The organism is Streptomyces sp. NBC_00885, from assembly GCF_045207475.1.
Classification (GTDB): Bacteria; Actinomycetota; Actinomycetes; order Streptomycetales; family Streptomycetaceae; genus Streptomyces.
Genome location: NZ_CP108796.1, coordinates 3,875,524 through 3,888,897 on the forward strand (window position 1 = coordinate 3,875,524; position 13,374 = coordinate 3,888,897).

At 67.0% G+C, this 13,374-nt stretch carries 15 protein-coding genes and 1 pseudogene; 5 read left to right on the forward strand and 11 right to left on the reverse strand.

Features of this window, described 5'->3' with window-relative positions; all coding sequences use genetic code 11:
• Window positions 1–58: 58 nt before the first annotated feature.
• The 11 genes and pseudogenes from OHA61_RS17460 to OHA61_RS17510 all read right to left on the reverse strand — a co-directional run bounded on the left by OHA61_RS17460 (window position 59) and on the right by OHA61_RS17510 (window position 8,231).
• The gene (locus OHA61_RS17460) at window positions 59–376 is read right to left on the reverse strand and encodes a helix-turn-helix domain-containing protein (RefSeq protein ID WP_406303797.1); all 318 of its coding nucleotides are present in this window, start codon (window positions 374–376) and stop codon (window positions 59–61) included.
• Window positions 377–523: 147 nt separating this feature from the next.
• A complete protein-coding gene (locus tag OHA61_RS17465) occupies window positions 524–1,774 on the reverse strand; it encodes a DUF3631 domain-containing protein (RefSeq protein ID WP_406303798.1) in 1,251 nt (416 codons plus the stop codon).
• Between the two features lie 349 nt (window positions 1,775–2,123).
• Entirely contained in the window at window positions 2,124–3,026 is a 903-nt protein-coding gene (locus OHA61_RS17470) for a bifunctional DNA primase/polymerase (protein WP_406303799.1), read from the reverse strand.
• 89 nt (window positions 3,027–3,115) lie between these two features.
• Window positions 3,116–3,415 (reverse strand): hypothetical protein, encoded by a 300-nt coding sequence (locus tag OHA61_RS17475; protein ID WP_406303800.1) that lies wholly within the window; start codon window positions 3,413–3,415, stop codon window positions 3,116–3,118.
• A 17-nt stretch (window positions 3,416–3,432) separates the two neighbouring features.
• Complete coding sequence (locus tag OHA61_RS17480) at window positions 3,433–3,747, reverse strand: hypothetical protein (protein ID WP_406303801.1); 315 nt, start codon at window positions 3,745–3,747, stop codon at window positions 3,433–3,435.
• Window positions 3,748–3,967: 220 nt separating this feature from the next.
• Window positions 3,968–6,154 carry a hypothetical protein gene (locus tag OHA61_RS17485; protein ID WP_406303802.1) on the reverse strand — a complete coding sequence of 729 codons (2,187 nt, stop codon included), beginning with the start codon at window positions 6,152–6,154 and terminating at the stop codon, window positions 3,968–3,970.
• A 99-nt stretch (window positions 6,155–6,253) separates the two neighbouring features.
• Entirely contained in the window at window positions 6,254–6,496 is a 243-nt protein-coding gene (locus OHA61_RS17490; RefSeq protein WP_406303803.1) for a hypothetical protein, read from the reverse strand.
• Between the two features lie 28 nt (window positions 6,497–6,524).
• Window positions 6,525–6,905 (reverse strand): annotated as a pseudogene (locus OHA61_RS17495) (RRQRL motif-containing zinc-binding protein).
• Entirely contained in the window at window positions 6,905–7,741 is an 837-nt protein-coding gene (locus OHA61_RS17500; protein ID WP_406303804.1) for a DUF2637 domain-containing protein, read from the reverse strand. The pseudogene OHA61_RS17495 and the gene OHA61_RS17500 overlap by 1 nt, the downstream one beginning before the upstream one ends.
• Window positions 7,738–7,968 (reverse strand): hypothetical protein, encoded by a 231-nt coding sequence (locus OHA61_RS17505; RefSeq protein WP_406303805.1) that lies wholly within the window; start codon window positions 7,966–7,968, stop codon window positions 7,738–7,740. The genes OHA61_RS17500 and OHA61_RS17505 overlap by 4 nt, the downstream gene beginning before the upstream one ends.
• Complete coding sequence (locus OHA61_RS17510) at window positions 7,965–8,231, reverse strand: DUF6284 family protein (protein WP_406303806.1); 267 nt, start codon at window positions 8,229–8,231, stop codon at window positions 7,965–7,967. Before OHA61_RS17510 ends, OHA61_RS17505 begins: the two co-directional genes overlap by 4 nt.
• A 727-nt stretch (window positions 8,232–8,958) precedes the next feature.
• On the opposite strand from OHA61_RS17510, the gene OHA61_RS17515 reads away from it, so the two are divergent.
• The 5 genes from OHA61_RS17515 (at window position 8,959) to OHA61_RS17535 (ending at window position 13,216) form a co-directional block, all read left to right on the forward strand.
• Window positions 8,959–9,732 carry a GntR family transcriptional regulator gene (locus OHA61_RS17515; RefSeq protein ID WP_406303807.1) on the forward strand — a complete coding sequence of 258 codons (774 nt, stop codon included), beginning with the start codon at window positions 8,959–8,961 and terminating at the stop codon, window positions 9,730–9,732.
• Window positions 9,729–10,295, forward strand: coding sequence for a GNAT family N-acetyltransferase (locus OHA61_RS17520; RefSeq protein ID WP_406303808.1), 567 nt, complete (start codon window positions 9,729–9,731; stop codon window positions 10,293–10,295). The genes OHA61_RS17515 and OHA61_RS17520 overlap by 4 nt, the downstream gene beginning before the upstream one ends.
• Before the next feature lie 154 nt (window positions 10,296–10,449).
• Complete coding sequence (locus OHA61_RS17525) at window positions 10,450–11,061, forward strand: hypothetical protein (RefSeq protein WP_406303809.1); 612 nt, start codon at window positions 10,450–10,452, stop codon at window positions 11,059–11,061.
• 628 nt (window positions 11,062–11,689) lie between these two features.
• Window positions 11,690–12,229 carry an SLATT domain-containing protein gene (locus OHA61_RS17530; RefSeq protein WP_406303810.1) on the forward strand — a complete coding sequence of 180 codons (540 nt, stop codon included), beginning with the start codon at window positions 11,690–11,692 and terminating at the stop codon, window positions 12,227–12,229.
• Between the two features lie 492 nt (window positions 12,230–12,721).
• Window positions 12,722–13,216, forward strand: a complete 495-nt coding sequence (locus OHA61_RS17535) for a hypothetical protein (RefSeq protein ID WP_406303811.1) — start codon at window positions 12,722–12,724, stop codon at window positions 13,214–13,216.
• The last annotated feature ends 158 nt before the right edge of the window (window positions 13,217–13,374 follow it).

Below are 13,374 nucleotides of genomic sequence, written 5' to 3' on the forward strand. Positions count from 1 at the left end.
AACAGGCCGAAGGGTGAGGGCCGGTGCGACCCTCACCCTTCGGCGATTTCCAGTTCAGTTAGGCGGCGTTCCGGGCGCGCCGGGGGCGTCGTGCGCGGAGCGGCGCGACTGGCGGACTCGATGCGGATTCGCTTCGCCGACGCATCGGAACGATGCTGGTCTGTGCTTGGCCCGGCTGCTCCGGACGCTCTTCGAGAATTCGGAAGATTTCCTCCACCTGCCCCTTCGTGAAGCGGTAACCGCCACCGCTACGCGTGAACGGGATGCGACGGCGACGCGCCTGCTCCTTCACCCACCACTCCGAGCAGCCGAGTGCGTCGGCAACTTCGGCAGCGGTGTAGGGCTGGGGAAGACGACTGTGCTGGCCCGAGGTCATAGCTCCTCTTCCGTGCGGTCGAGCAACGGAGGGGGCGCGTCTCCCGCCCCCTTCTCTCAGATCCGCTACATCCGCTACATCCGCTACATCGCAGGTCAGGGGCCTGTTTTGTGTAGCGGATGCGCGGGATGTAGCGGATAGGTGCCGCTACGCGGTTCGGTCGGCGGTCGCTGCTGTAGCGGCTTCGGCGGAGATGTAGCGGATGCGGGGCAGCTCATCCGCTACAAATTCACGCCCGTTGACCTGGGGTGTAGCGGATGTAGCGGATGTAGCGGCTTCTCGAGGGGGTGGGGGGCAGTACCGCGTCCACGCGTCGGCGAGATCGTCGGCGTAGTAGCCCTTGGGGACACCTTTGGAGGTGCGGATGCTGCGCGGCTTGATGGGCTTGTTCGCCGCCGTGACGTATTCGCCGAGCATCCGCGACAGGCTGCGGGAGTTGAGCGGCCTGCCGTCCATGTCGCCCCACGGGGCGTCTTCCATGGCGTTGAGGCATTCGAGGATGACAGCCGTGGGCATCCGGTCGGAGCCGCAGAACACGACGTCACGCAGGTCGGTGAGCAGTTGAATGCCCAGCGATGCCTTGTCGTCTTCCTTGGCGGCTGTTACCAGTTCCAGGCACGCGGCGCGTGCCCGCTCGGGCCAGGTGCCGCCCGCGGCTTCGGCCACGGCGAGCAGGGGTTCCCACACATCGGCGGGTCGGTCGGTGACCCCTTCGGGCATCTCGGGCCAGGCTCCTTCGAGCCTTTCGCGCACGGAGTCGGCCCACTGGGCGAGCCGGTCGCGCAGTTCATGGCCCTGGTGTTCGTGGACGCGCTGTCGGTAGGGCTCGACTTTCTCGTTCGGCGCGCGCTTGCGCATCCGCACGATCACGGAGCGGGTGAGGATCGTGTCCGGCAGGGAACCGAGTCCGGCCATAGCGACCGCGCAGTAGGAGGGGAACTCCTGCACGGTCTGGTTGGCTCCGTCGCCGACGCACCGCCACATGCCCACGCCCCGGCGGTGGCCTGCGTTGAGGAACCCGCGCAGCGGTTCGTTGTCTCCTGCCTTGGGGCCGAAGACGGTGTCCACCTCGTCAAAGAGGATGGTGGGGCGGTTGTCCCCGGCGACCGCGCGGAACATCGCGGACGCGGATGCTTGGGCGGCCACCATCCGGTTGGGCACCAGGGTTTCCACGACTTCCAGCGCTCGTGACTTCCCGCTGCCCGGCTCCGGGGACAGGAACGCGATCCGGGGTGTGGAGTCGAAGCAGTCGAGCAGGTGCGCGTGCGCGTCCCACAACGTCACCGCCACGTACGCGGCTTCGCGGGGGAAGATGTTGAACCGGCGGTGGAAGGCTTCCACCTCGTCCAGCAGCCGGGCCCCGTCGATGGGTGGGGTTGTGTTGTCGGGCCTGGTCATGCAGCGGCCCTCCCTTCGGAGTTGCGCAGCGGGCACATGGCGCGGTGAGCCGTGTGAGCCTCGATGAGGGCCACAACTTTGTGCCGGCCGACGGCGCTACGGTCGTGACCGCAGGCGCATTTCGAGGTGGCGGTGGGGATCGCACCGTTGGGTGCGGCGATGTGGAGCCACGCCACCGGGTACCGGCCGTCTGCCTGGTGCGAGTCAGGGCGGAGAGCTGAAAGGACGCCCTGTCGGGCGACGTCCTTCGGCGCACCACCGCCGGATGTGGCCGAGGTCGGCATGGCAACCGGCAGCACGGTCGCCGCTAACGGGCTGCTTTTCAGCTTCGCGGGACGCAGCGGGGCGCTCATGCAGCGTCCCGGGGACGGGCGTTGGCGATGGACCAGTTCAATGCGCTGCGCAGGGTCGAGCGGCACTCGTACGACTTGAGTCCGGCCGACTCCCCGGCAGACTGAAATGCCTGCTCGACCTCGTGGCGGGGGATGTCGCCCCATGCCACGAAGCGCCCCATGGCGCGGGCGGCTCGGAACAGTTCCGCCTCGCGGTCGCCTTCCATAGCAGCCTCGATGACGGCGCGTTCACGCTCCAGCGCGACTTCGGCGCGGCGGCTGGCGTTCTTGGGCGGAGTGATCGTGGACGCCGCGACGGGCCGCTTTGGGGGCGTGAGGGCGGCCAGCAGCCATCCGGGCAGCGGAGCGACGGGAACGCCACTGATTACCTCGTACGTGCCCGCGGGGGTGGTGCTGCCGGGTGCGACGACCTGTCCACCCCATGCCCGGGTGTCGATCTTCGGTCCGAGTTTGTCTTTACTGCTGGGCAGCCGGATGCCGGGCGGGGTGGTGAAGTACAGGTGCTGTCCGCCGCTCGCAGTCCGCACCGTGCGAGTGGTCGGCAGAGGCTGTCCGGCGCGCTCGCAGAGCGCTTCGAAGGTCGTCACGCCGTCAGGCGTGTCCGCACTGTCCGTGGGTTTGGGCAGGTCGAGGTCGACGACGACCAGCCCGGACGGGCCGGTCGCGATGCCGACGTTGAACGGGCCTGCGGCCCAGCAGCGTTCGATGCGCTCGCGGTCGGTCGTGGCGCGCTGCTCCCACTTCCGGTGCCCGCTCGCGCACTCACCGGTGCGGTTGCAGCGACGCTCACCGTGCAGCGCTGGCGGCTTGTCGCCGGGGCGCAGCGGAATGACGAACCAGCCGCGCTCGATGACGTCCAGCGCTGCGGACAGCAGCGCGGTTCGGGCTTGATGGGTCATGCTGGATGTCTCCAGTTCTCTACGGATGTGCTGGATTGCCGGGGCGGCCGCGAATCTTTGGCGAGACGGAGCGGCCGCCCCGGGCGTAGCTAGAAGGGCGGTGAGTCGCTGTAGACGCCCTTGATGCGGCGGTAGCGGGTGGTGTCCGCCCACTTGGGAAGCCACAGCTTCACCAGCGGCAGGAACGGCGCGCAGGGGCAGTCGTAGAAGCCCGGCTCTTCGCAGTACGGATTGCCGGTCGCCACCTCACCCCAGCCGCAGCAGGCCGGGCATTCGGGGTCCGGGGTGCGGTGCAGGCCCAGCATGGGGCGCGGGCCGATCGGTCGTTTGCCGGTCGGGTGGGAGTACCACGCCGGGTGGTAGCGCAGCGCGAGGCGGGGACGCCTCATAGGGATTTCTCCTCGGGTCACTTCTTGGCGGGTCGGGTGAGTTTGAAGGTGAGGCCGCCGATGCCGATGGGTCCGGCGGTGGTGGCGATGAGGGTTGCGGTGTGGATGGCCAACTCGAAGAGCGCGAGGATCGCGGCGATGGTGCCGGCCACTCCGATCGCGGCAGCGAGCCCGATGCCTAACGGGACCAGGACGGCGCGCGCAGGTCGGGCGGCCGGGGCGGCGGCTTGGACGATGACGATGATCGGCCGTCCCTCGCGTTCGGCCTGCCGGTAGACGTCGGCGGGTATGTGAGGGGCTAACTGCCCCGGCGGGTCACGGTGCTGGGTCATGGCTGCCTCCTGGGATGAGGCGGGCCCCTCTGCACGGACGCATGCGTGAGGGGCCCGCAGAACGGGTTTCGAGGCTGTGCAGGGGGTGCGTCGGGCGGATCCGTCGCTCGGGCCGTCTGTGCAGTTCAGGGTCGGTTTTCGAACCGTCGGAGGATCTGTCGGATCCGTCGGCGTTCCGACACTTGATCTGTCGGTGCCGACGGATGTTCCGACGGATGCTTCAGGCGCTGTGCGCGGCCTCACGCCGGTAGGTCGCAGCCGCGGTGAGGAGATCGGCCAGGTACACGCCGCGGGCCTTGCCCCACGAGCGGGCCCCGGCGTTGACTTTGGACAGGGCGCGGCCGAGGGTGACCGGGTTGAGGTCCGTGAACGTCGCCGGGTCGTGCTGCTTGAGTGCGGCCAGCAGATCGCCGGGGGTCATCGCGGTCTCTTCGGCGTCTTGCAGGACCTCGATGGATGCGGCCAGCAGCGGCGGCAGTTCCACCGCGTGGTCGGCGTCCTCGATGTCCTCGACGATGTGGATCCGCTTCTCGAACGCGTCCGCCCCCTGCGGCAGGGCCGCGGCGAGGTCGACGTCCGCGATGGTCAGCGAGTCGGTGTCGACGGCGACCAGTCCGGCCGCCCTGCGCTCCGCCCCGCGGGTCTCGAAGCCGTCGTCATCGAGGTAGTTAAACCGCTTCGGAACGGGCTCGACGTGGTCGCCGCCGCGGACGTAGGCCACGGACACATCGTTGAGGGTCTTCCCCTCCGCCGGACGCAGCTTGTGCGCCGCCCAGCCCTCCCCCAGTGCGCCGCCGTCGAAGAGCTGCGTCACATCCTGCGGCCGGCACGGCAGCGCCACCCGGTTCTGCACCGCGCCCGGGTCGGCCGAACCAAGGAAGCTCTTGGTCGCGCCCTGCGCGGCCACGACGAGGTTGACAGCGCTCTTCCGCCCGGTGCGGATGATCTCCGCAACCAGCGGCCACAAGCCCGCGGCCACCAGCGCCGGGTACTCATCGATGATCAGATAGATCGCCGGATGCGACGCTGAGGGTTCCCAGTTGCGGCCCATGTCCAGGGACTTGAACAGCTTCGGCCGGGTGATCGAGATCGCGAGCGCGTCCACCAGGATCTGGCGGGCGGCTTCCTTGTTCGTCGCCCGCCGCGCGATCCCATCCGAGATGGGGTCGAGTCCGGCCCCGGCGGAGCCGAGATCGATGTCCCACACCACGGCGTCCCGGCAGGCGGTCAGGTACTCCGCGACCGACAGCAGCGCATTCGACTTGCCGGACCCGGGACCGCCGACGAACACCGCGTTCGTCCGAAGGAAGTTCATCAGCAGCGGCCGCTGGGAGAGCTCGACACCCAGGTCGGCCTTGTCGTGGCAGGACACCGACTTGGGTGCGCGGTAGGGGATGGGCTGCTGCCCGTCCCAGGGGTTCTCCCCCAGCGCGCGCAGGGTGAACAGCGGGCGGGCTTTGGCTGACTGCTGGACCAGCAGCGAGCCGGGCCGGGCGATGAGCGCTGCTTCGAGGTCATCCAGCTTCGCGGTGACGTCGGCGGGTTTGGCCTTGTTGAGCTGCACCTTCGCCTCGAAACCCCAGGCATGCGCGATCACTTGCAGGTCGGCGACGTTCACGCCCAGGTCCTCTTCGAGGGCATCGCGCAGCATCCGGCCGAACGCACGCGGCGTCATGCCCGGGTCGAGGATCGAGCGCTCGGGGTCGTCGTAGAACGCGGCCTCGTCCTCGTTCAACCGGCGCCCACGCCACGCAGCCACGGACACCGTCAACAGGGTGGCCACCGCAAGGCCGAGGCCCTGTTCCAGGACGTAGCCACCGGTCTCCAGCGCGGCGAACGGCCCGTAGGCGGCAGCGCCGCGCAGCATCGTTGCCCGGCGGGACTGCTTCTTGAGCTTGGCGTGCTCCAGCGCGGCAAGGTCGGCCTCGTCCTTGGCCTTGGCCGCCTTCTTGGCGGCAATGTCGCGATCCATCAGCGTCCACCGGGCCTTGCGCTCCGCAGCGCGCGCCAGCTTGGCCTTGTGGTGCGCCCGGTCCGCCGCAGTCGTAACGCGGATGCCTTCAGTGCCGCGCACCCACTCATGCGTGCGCCGTATCCCCCGGAAGGCGCGGGGCAGGGTGCCGTGCGTCGTCATCTGACGCCGCGCGTTGCGGCGCGCGGCCCGCACCGACAGACGACGCAGGTAACGCAGACGCGCCCGGCGGCCGCCCTTCGACTTGATCCACGCTGGGATGAGCGGGGTGTCGGCGGTCGGGTCGTCGTCGAACGTGGCGAACGGCGGGAAGTCGGGGTGGCTGTCGGTCTTGTCGAGGACCGTGCCCTCGATGATCCGGGGCTCGGTGGTGCGGTAGGCGTCCAGGTCCACCACATTCGGGGTGGAGTTGGAGCGTGCAGCGTGCTCGGTCACGATGGGGTGTGCTCCTTCTGGGAGTAGCGAAGAGGGGCCCGGACGGCGCTTTGGCCGGCAGGCGTCCGGGCCCCGAAAGAATCGGGATGTTGGTGCAGGTCAGGCGGTGGGGCGCGGCAGAGCGCGGCAGTTCGAGGAGTGGGTCTGAGCCCAGTCCTTGAGGTCGTAGCTCACGCCGACGGAGGTGAGGTAGGACGCTTCGCAGCCGCGGCAGACGGCCGCGTGACGGTCCGGCAGAGCCCTGGTCGGCTGCGGCACGACGTCGACGGTCGCGCCTACGACGGTCAGGAACCGGAACAGCACATCGGCGGGCCACGCCTGCGGGATGGTCTGGCTGGTCACAGCGAATCTCCTTGACTGGATGGGATGTTCAGGCAGCGCGCTGTACGGCGGGATAGGCGCAGGTCACGCACATGCCGAGGGAGCGCGGGATGCAGTACCCGGCATCGATCCGGCAGGCGGGGCAGATGCGTTGTGCCGCCTTCGCCTTGGCGAGCGCTGCCCACCTGCCTGAGGTCATGGGGCGGACTGGTTTGGCGCAGTCGATGCGGTAGAGATGCGCAGTCAGCGGCTCACGGCGACGGCGCGGACGCAGCAACTACGCGGCGACCGGCTGCCCGCCGGGCCGCAGCCCACGGGCCCGCAACTGCCTGCGCGTGGCGTAGCCCTCGGGGGCATAGCGCCACGGGAACGTGGGGATGCCGAACCGCTCGCCTTCCGGGTCGAAGCAGTCCGTGAGCGAGAGCCGCATCACGCGGCCCGCTCAGCCCGCAAGGTGTCGCGCAGCCCCCGGGCCTTGTCCGCCGAGGTGCGGACTGACTTGCGGATGCCTTCGGCCGTCAACTGCTTGTCACTCCAGTCGACCGTGACCGACCGTGCCTCACTGAGCAGTTGTTCCGGAGTACGAGTCGGTCGGGGTGTGCGGGCCGCGTCGGGGACCCGACCAGTAGCCCGCCGGGGCGCGGCCGACTCGGAAGCCACCGCACCCAACGGGACAGCCTCGGTCGGCTCGTCCAGCGTCGCCGTGTCGACCGGTTCGGCCGACTCGATCGGCGGCAGTTCAGCCACGGTCGCGAGTGGTGCAGGAGTCGACCCGCGCAGGTCAGAGGTAGACCGTTCTGAATCGATCTGTGTCGATTTCTTCATATCTGTGGTGGTGTCGGGTCGGTGGTGCAGCACCTTCGCCACCAGGTCCGAGCCGAAGTAGATCGACCCGACCGGAAGCGACGTCGCCAGCAGCACCAGCGCGACGTTCGCCGGATCCCAGTCGGCCAGTCGACCCCACTCGACCGACCTGTCGTGCAGCTCCGGAACCAGCCCGTGCACGAAGTTCAGCACCAGCGACGCGAGCGTGTAACCGGCCAGCACCTTCAACGCAAACTTCCGCGCGGAGCCGTCCAACACCAGCGTGGCGACCAACGCCAGCGCCATCAGCCCGTCCACCACGAACGGATACAGCATCGCCGCCGTAGCATCGGCACCAACAGTCCTGGCCACATCGTGCAGAGCGTTCCACGAGACGCGGAACGCCATGCCGACCACCGCGACCAGCGCGGCGACCAGGAAGATCTTGCCTTTGCGGTTCATCGTGCACCCCCGTAGGGGCGTCGCCGGAACGTGACCGTGACCGGCTCGCGGACCGTGCCGGCCGCTGCGTCGAGGAGCAGCACCCCGACGACCAGGACGCCGACCGTGATCCGGCCGCCGACCGGCGGCGCGTAGCCCAACAGCCAGGCCACGCCCGCGATCGCCAGCCCGATCCTCGGCCGCGCCAGTAGTAACAGCGCCCGCTCGGTGTGGGTGATCGGCGTCATGCCCCCACCCCCGGCACACTCACCGCAGCCTGGTTCGCCAGGGCCCGCCGAGCCGCCAGCACCTTGCGCCGCGCCCGCCGGATCCGGCGCGCATCCAGCTCCGACGCCGGACGGTCCAGGGTGATGATCTGCGCATCCAGCAACTCGACTTCCGCCGTGATGAGCGGCATCTCCAGCTCGATCGCATCCAGCTCCACAGCCGACGGCTCGCGGTCCAACTCGACAGCGGTAACAACCGCCTGAACAGCACCGATGTACTCCATGGGTCGTGTCTCCTTAGTCAGTGGACGGCCCGAAAAAGCGCCCCCGGAGTTGCAGCTCCGGGGGCGCACGGGGTTGAGGCGCTCCGTATGAGCGCGGGGAAGGGTGTTGCCTCATCAAGCAGGCAGGCCGCCGCCAATCCGTCGGTGCCCTGCCTGCATGACGAGGGGCAGTCCAGTGCCCCACCATGCGGGGACTGCCTCTCGCAGGTGCGACATCCCGACAGGCCCTCTCCAGGTGCCCGTGTGTCGCCCTTATCGCCACCTAGCCAGCTGCTTCGGTCATCGCGCCCGTCTGCCCTTACGGGTACGGGGATGGTCCGCTCGCTCGGCACGGCCGCCCGGTTTCACCCGGGACGACCACCGGCTACGTGCTCGGGGATGTTCCGGCCTCCCCGACCGCCGTTCTGATCTGCCCTGCTCGCCCCGGACCCGACTAGCGGGTCCACCGGCTCAACCGCTGTCACCTCCCACATCACGTGTGGGGTCGTCACCAGCGGGACTCAGCAGATCTTCAGTTCTCAAACAACGACCAGCGCGGGGCCCCTGCGCAAGCGAGCCATCCCGAACCGGAATCACGCGCAGGTGGACATAGTTGAAGGTGTTGCACCACCTGCTCAACTTGTTGGTACAAGCTGATGCAGTGATGGTGCCCCCACGGATGGTGAGACGTCAAGGGATTGGGGCCCGCATGTACCAACAAGTTGCGCGAGTGCGTCATGATGGGGGCATGAGCATGCAGCCGAAGTACCGGCAAGTGGCCGACGCCCTCCGCCGAGAGATGGACAACGGAACCTTTCCGCCGGGGTCTCGGCTGCCGTCAGAGAGTGAGCTGTCCGCCCGCTTCGATGCGTCCCGGAACACCGTCCGGTCAGGGCTCAGCCTGCTCGTGGCGCAGGGGCTGATCTCGTCCAGTCAGGGCCTGGGCTATGAAGTGAGCAAGAACGAGGTTTTCGAGCTGAACGCCTCGCGGTTCGAGAACCTGAACTTTCCGCAGAACGGCGATGCCTACAGCACGGACGTAGTGAACGCGGGGCGTAGGCCGCATCAAACCTTCCGCGTCGAGTTGCGCCCCGCTCCCGAGTACGAGGCGGAGCGTCTGAACGTGGACGCCGGAGCAACCACGGTTCTCCGCTTCTGCCACAGGTACGTTGACGACGTGCCTTGGTCGACGCAGGCCACGCACTATCCCGAGTGGTTGATCAAGCTTGGTCCTCGTCTCACCGACCCCAACGACATTGATGAGGGCACCACCCGGTATCTGGCGAGTCTCGGCATCGAGCAAGTCGGCTACTTCGACGAGATCGCAACGCGGATGCCAACGCCGGACGAGGCTCGCCTGCTGGAGATTGGTGCCGGGGTCCCTGTGCTGCTCTGGACTCGCACGGGCTACTCGAAGGATCGGCCGATTCGCTGCACTGTCACCACGTTCCGGGGCGATTTGAACCGGATGAATTACGAGATCGGCGACCTGGCCGCCCGAAGTGAGAACGAGCCTCAGTGAGAATCATCCCAGCCCAGCCGGAAGACCTGTCTCAGCTGCTCGCCTTCCGAGAGGAGGCGGCAGCTTGGCTCAGCGAGCTAGGCAGTGATCAGTGGAGCCGTCCATATCCGGCTGACCGACTGCTGGCAACCATCAAGGCCGGGACCGTCTTCATGGTGCTCGATGGACAGGGGACGGCCGCGACCATCACGCTCACGCCCGAGGCGGAAGAGGGGCTCTGGACGGATGACGAACTGAGCGAACCGTCCATGTTTGTCAACAAGCTGACGGTCGCTCGCACCCATGCCGGCCGGAATCTCGGGGGGCGGCTTCTCGACTGGGCAGGGGATCGAGCGCATAGGGCATCGGCCAAGTGGCTCCGACTGGATGCTTGGACGACGAATGGGAGGTTGCAGGACTACTACCTGAGCCAGGGCTTCGTTCACGTCCGTACGGTCCTTGAAGGCGATGCGGTGAACGGCGGCCCGCGGGTCTCTGGATGGCTCGCACAGCGAGCGGCCCAACCAGTCGAGCACGGCTTTGCCGATCATACGCCCGCGCCGCCCCGCTTGGGCCGCTTGTGATTCCCCTCCGTGTGTGGAGAGCAAGGCTCGGGAAGCACCGTTCCGGGCCCTGCTTGCTCCGATCTCAGCCGGTCTCAACCTGAGACGCCAGCGCGTAGGTCAATCCCGGCATTCGGGGCCCAAGGCATGCCTCGGGTCGCTACCGTTCCCGGCCATGGACATCCCATGGGCTGAGATCGCCAGCACTTCCGCAGCCGCGCTGAGTGCCGTCGCGGCAGTAGGAGCCTGGAAAGCGGCGACACGCTCCAACAGCACCGCGGAGCGCGTAGAGGCCATTGAACGCGACCGGTGGCACGCGGACCTTCTGCCCCAATTCGACATTAGGATCGAACGGATCGAGGGCGACCGCGCCACGCTGGATGTGCAGCTCACTGGTCCGCTTCCTCTCTGCAGTCTCGACAATGTCGAGATCTCAATCGCAAGCAGCGACGATCAAGAGCGAGTCAACCGCCTGCCCCAGAGCCGCCCTACCCAAGACGACATCGATACCCAGGTGTGGGGTCCGTGGCGATTCACCCACGGGGCAGACGGTGCGGATGTCGGAGGCAACACGGTCGCGCCTATGTCCTTGCAGGTCGGCCGTGGTCGCCCATTTGCTATTGAACGGACTCGGCCGCCGTTCTGGATGGAGGGTCCGGAACTCGATGAAACTTGGCGGGAGCGCTGGAGGGAAAAGCCGCTCCGGCTGCACCTTCGCTGTACGCGGGGGGATGACAAGCCTTGGTCAATCCCGTACGCGGTTGACGAGGCCAGACTGCCGCAGTAGTCAGAGCCGCTGCGGAGAAAACTTGGACAGCTCTGGCTGCCGTATCCAGGCTGTCCGGGGTCGCTGTGCCAGCCACTGGACAGTGCCGCCCCAATCGTTGCCACCGCGCCTGCCAACGCACCCAGCACTGCTGCCACACCTGCATCCATGGCAGTAGTTTCCGCGACGACGTCCCCGAATGGAGCGGCATCGCCTGCGTGTTGGGCTGGTCAGCCGCGGTCTCAGTTGCCGTCTCGAACGGTGCTCGCTCCGAAGCAGTCCGTCGATGTCCGTCACCGTTCGCCACCCTTCGCTGACAAGCGGTGCAAGGTGCTTCTAGACCCTCGGTGGACACCTCCGGAATGTGATCGGATCACTCATGGGAAATCTGCCCAGCTAGACCCACGTACCGCGTCACACCGTGCGCGACCGCCACTCGTCTATCGAGATGGCGGTGTCGGTGTAGACGGGCCAGAAGTGGATGAACACCAACGTGAAGGCCAGTTGGTTGAGTTGTCATGTATCCCAGGATGCGTAACGACTTCGTTGGCGAGACACTGGGATGTACCAACGCGTTGGGGACTCCTCGTATGGGTCTCCTCGGGGTACAACGCGCAGCTGCGAATAACAGTACTGCGGTGGTGATCTCATGACTGACAAGCTAGACCACCTGCAACGGGCCCCCTTGGATGCCGATAAGACCCACAAGCGACTCGACGCATGGTGTCATGAAATGCGCATGAGTCACTTGTTTCATCAAGATGCAGCGGCGACGTTTGGAAAGCGCGGCCGCTACCTATCCGTCGGAACCCTCATCATCTCGACCGTCGTCGGCACGGCGATCTTCGCTTCGCTGGCGGCCTCCCCGGCAACGGGCTGGAAGGTCGCAGCGGGTGTACTGACCGGCATGGTAGCGGTTCTATCGGCTCTCCAAGCGCTCCTTAAATACCCAGAGTTGGCCGCGCGCCACCGACAGGCTTCCCTGGCGCTGTCCCAACTCGTACATCGTGTTGACATCGAGCTCACGAAACAATCCCCATCCGTCGACACGTTGGAGACAGTCCAAGACGATTGGCACAAGATCAACATCGATACGCCGGACATATCTCAGCGAGCGAGGGATCGGATAACAAAACAGGTGGATAGGCAAATCGAATCGCAAGAGCGAAAGGAGCGCGCCGAAGGGTAAGCCCGTCGCGATCAAACCGACGAAAATCCCTGCGCTGCCCAGCTAAGTGGATCCTGTCAAGCCTTTCGCGGTCCCGGCCTGATGCCACGGCGGGCGATGGCAGACGCAATGCCACGGGCAGGGACTTGGCTGCGTCGGACGTTGTGGGCCGTGGCCTCTGCCATCGAACAAGAGGGAACGGCCGACCCGGCCCCTGGCCGGAGTCGGTGACGTCCTGATCGCGCCCGCGGGCGCGAGTGTCGGGCGGTCGTGGTCTCTGTTGGTCGTGGTCTCTGTTGTGGTCTCGATTGCCGCTGGTTCCGCGACTATCCGCTGCCGCCCACTGGTGTCCGGCACCCCTTCTGAACAGGCACGGAGCGCCATTAGTGGACGTTCACGGATGCCCCCGAATCAAGATCGGACAACTCGTAATGTGTAGAGGTCAGTTAGGGCACGTGTCGTGCCATCCGAAGCGAGGCGTGCAGCGCGGCGGACATGGGCACCATGCACGCCATGGCCATTGACGAGAACCAGCAAGCAGCACAGCGACTCGCCGAGCAAACCCGCGAGTTAGGGCGCGCCTACGGACTCGAGCCGTTACGCCGGAGACTGCGCCGCATCTGCCGAGGGCGACTCGGTCAGAGCAAGGGCTGGCCCAATCCGCCCCAACTGACTACCCCATGGCAGGACACGATTTCGCCCACCCGTACTGGCTGGCGGCAGCGTGCCGCCAACCTGCACAGCGAGGTCGTGTTCGGCGTCGACTACAAGGTCTGCCGCCGCTGCAAGCTTGCTTGGGTCGAGGAACCGCACACCGACCCGGAGTACCAGGGCTGTGGACTCGCCAAAGCGGGCCTGGCCGCACTACGGACCGACTTTCCGCAGATGGCGTGGCACACCCTCGGCGGGCACCTCACCGACGCGCAAGCCTTCTGGAATTCGGTGAGTGCCGGCGTGACCGGCGGGTACACACAGCGCGATCTCTGTCCGCATGTAGAGCGTTACTGAGGCGAGTTGGATTACGCCAGCACCAACGCCCGATCACGAGACGGAAAATCGCGTTCGGGAAGCAGATGTCGCTTGCCCGGCCGCTCTAAAGAGAGGACCGCGTCCGAACCACTGGATTCCACCTGGCCTGACAGAATCATCGAAGGCCCGATGTTGAG

Bases quoted from the DNA above. Each gene is read 5' to 3' on its own strand.
- OHA61_RS17460 (WP_406303797.1), bottom strand. From the start codon at position 376: ATGACCTCGGGCCAGCACAGTCGTCTTCCCCAGCCCTACACCGCTGCC.
- OHA61_RS17465 (WP_406303798.1), bottom strand. From the start codon at position 1,774: ATGACCAGGCCCGACAACACAACCCCACCCATCGACGGGGCCCGGCTG.
- OHA61_RS17470 (WP_406303799.1), bottom strand. From the start codon at position 3,026: ATGACCCATCAAGCCCGAACCGCGCTGCTGTCCGCAGCGCTGGACGTC.
- OHA61_RS17475 (WP_406303800.1), bottom strand. From the start codon at position 3,415: ATGAGGCGTCCCCGCCTCGCGCTGCGCTACCACCCGGCGTGGTACTCC.
- OHA61_RS17480 (WP_406303801.1), bottom strand. From the start codon at position 3,747: ATGACCCAGCACCGTGACCCGCCGGGGCAGTTAGCCCCTCACATACCC.
- OHA61_RS17500 (WP_406303804.1), bottom strand. From the start codon at position 7,741: ATGAACCGCAAAGGCAAGATCTTCCTGGTCGCCGCGCTGGTCGCGGTG.
- OHA61_RS17505 (WP_406303805.1), bottom strand. From the start codon at position 7,968: ATGACGCCGATCACCCACACCGAGCGGGCGCTGTTACTACTGGCGCGG.
- OHA61_RS17510 (WP_406303806.1), bottom strand. From the start codon at position 8,231: ATGGAGTACATCGGTGCTGTTCAGGCGGTTGTTACCGCTGTCGAGTTG.
- OHA61_RS17515 (WP_406303807.1), top strand. From the start codon at position 8,959: ATGAGCATGCAGCCGAAGTACCGGCAAGTGGCCGACGCCCTCCGCCGA.
- OHA61_RS17525 (WP_406303809.1), top strand. From the start codon at position 10,450: ATGGACATCCCATGGGCTGAGATCGCCAGCACTTCCGCAGCCGCGCTG.
- OHA61_RS17530 (WP_406303810.1), top strand. From the start codon at position 11,690: ATGACTGACAAGCTAGACCACCTGCAACGGGCCCCCTTGGATGCCGAT.
- OHA61_RS17535 (WP_406303811.1), top strand. From the start codon at position 12,722: ATGGCCATTGACGAGAACCAGCAAGCAGCACAGCGACTCGCCGAGCAA.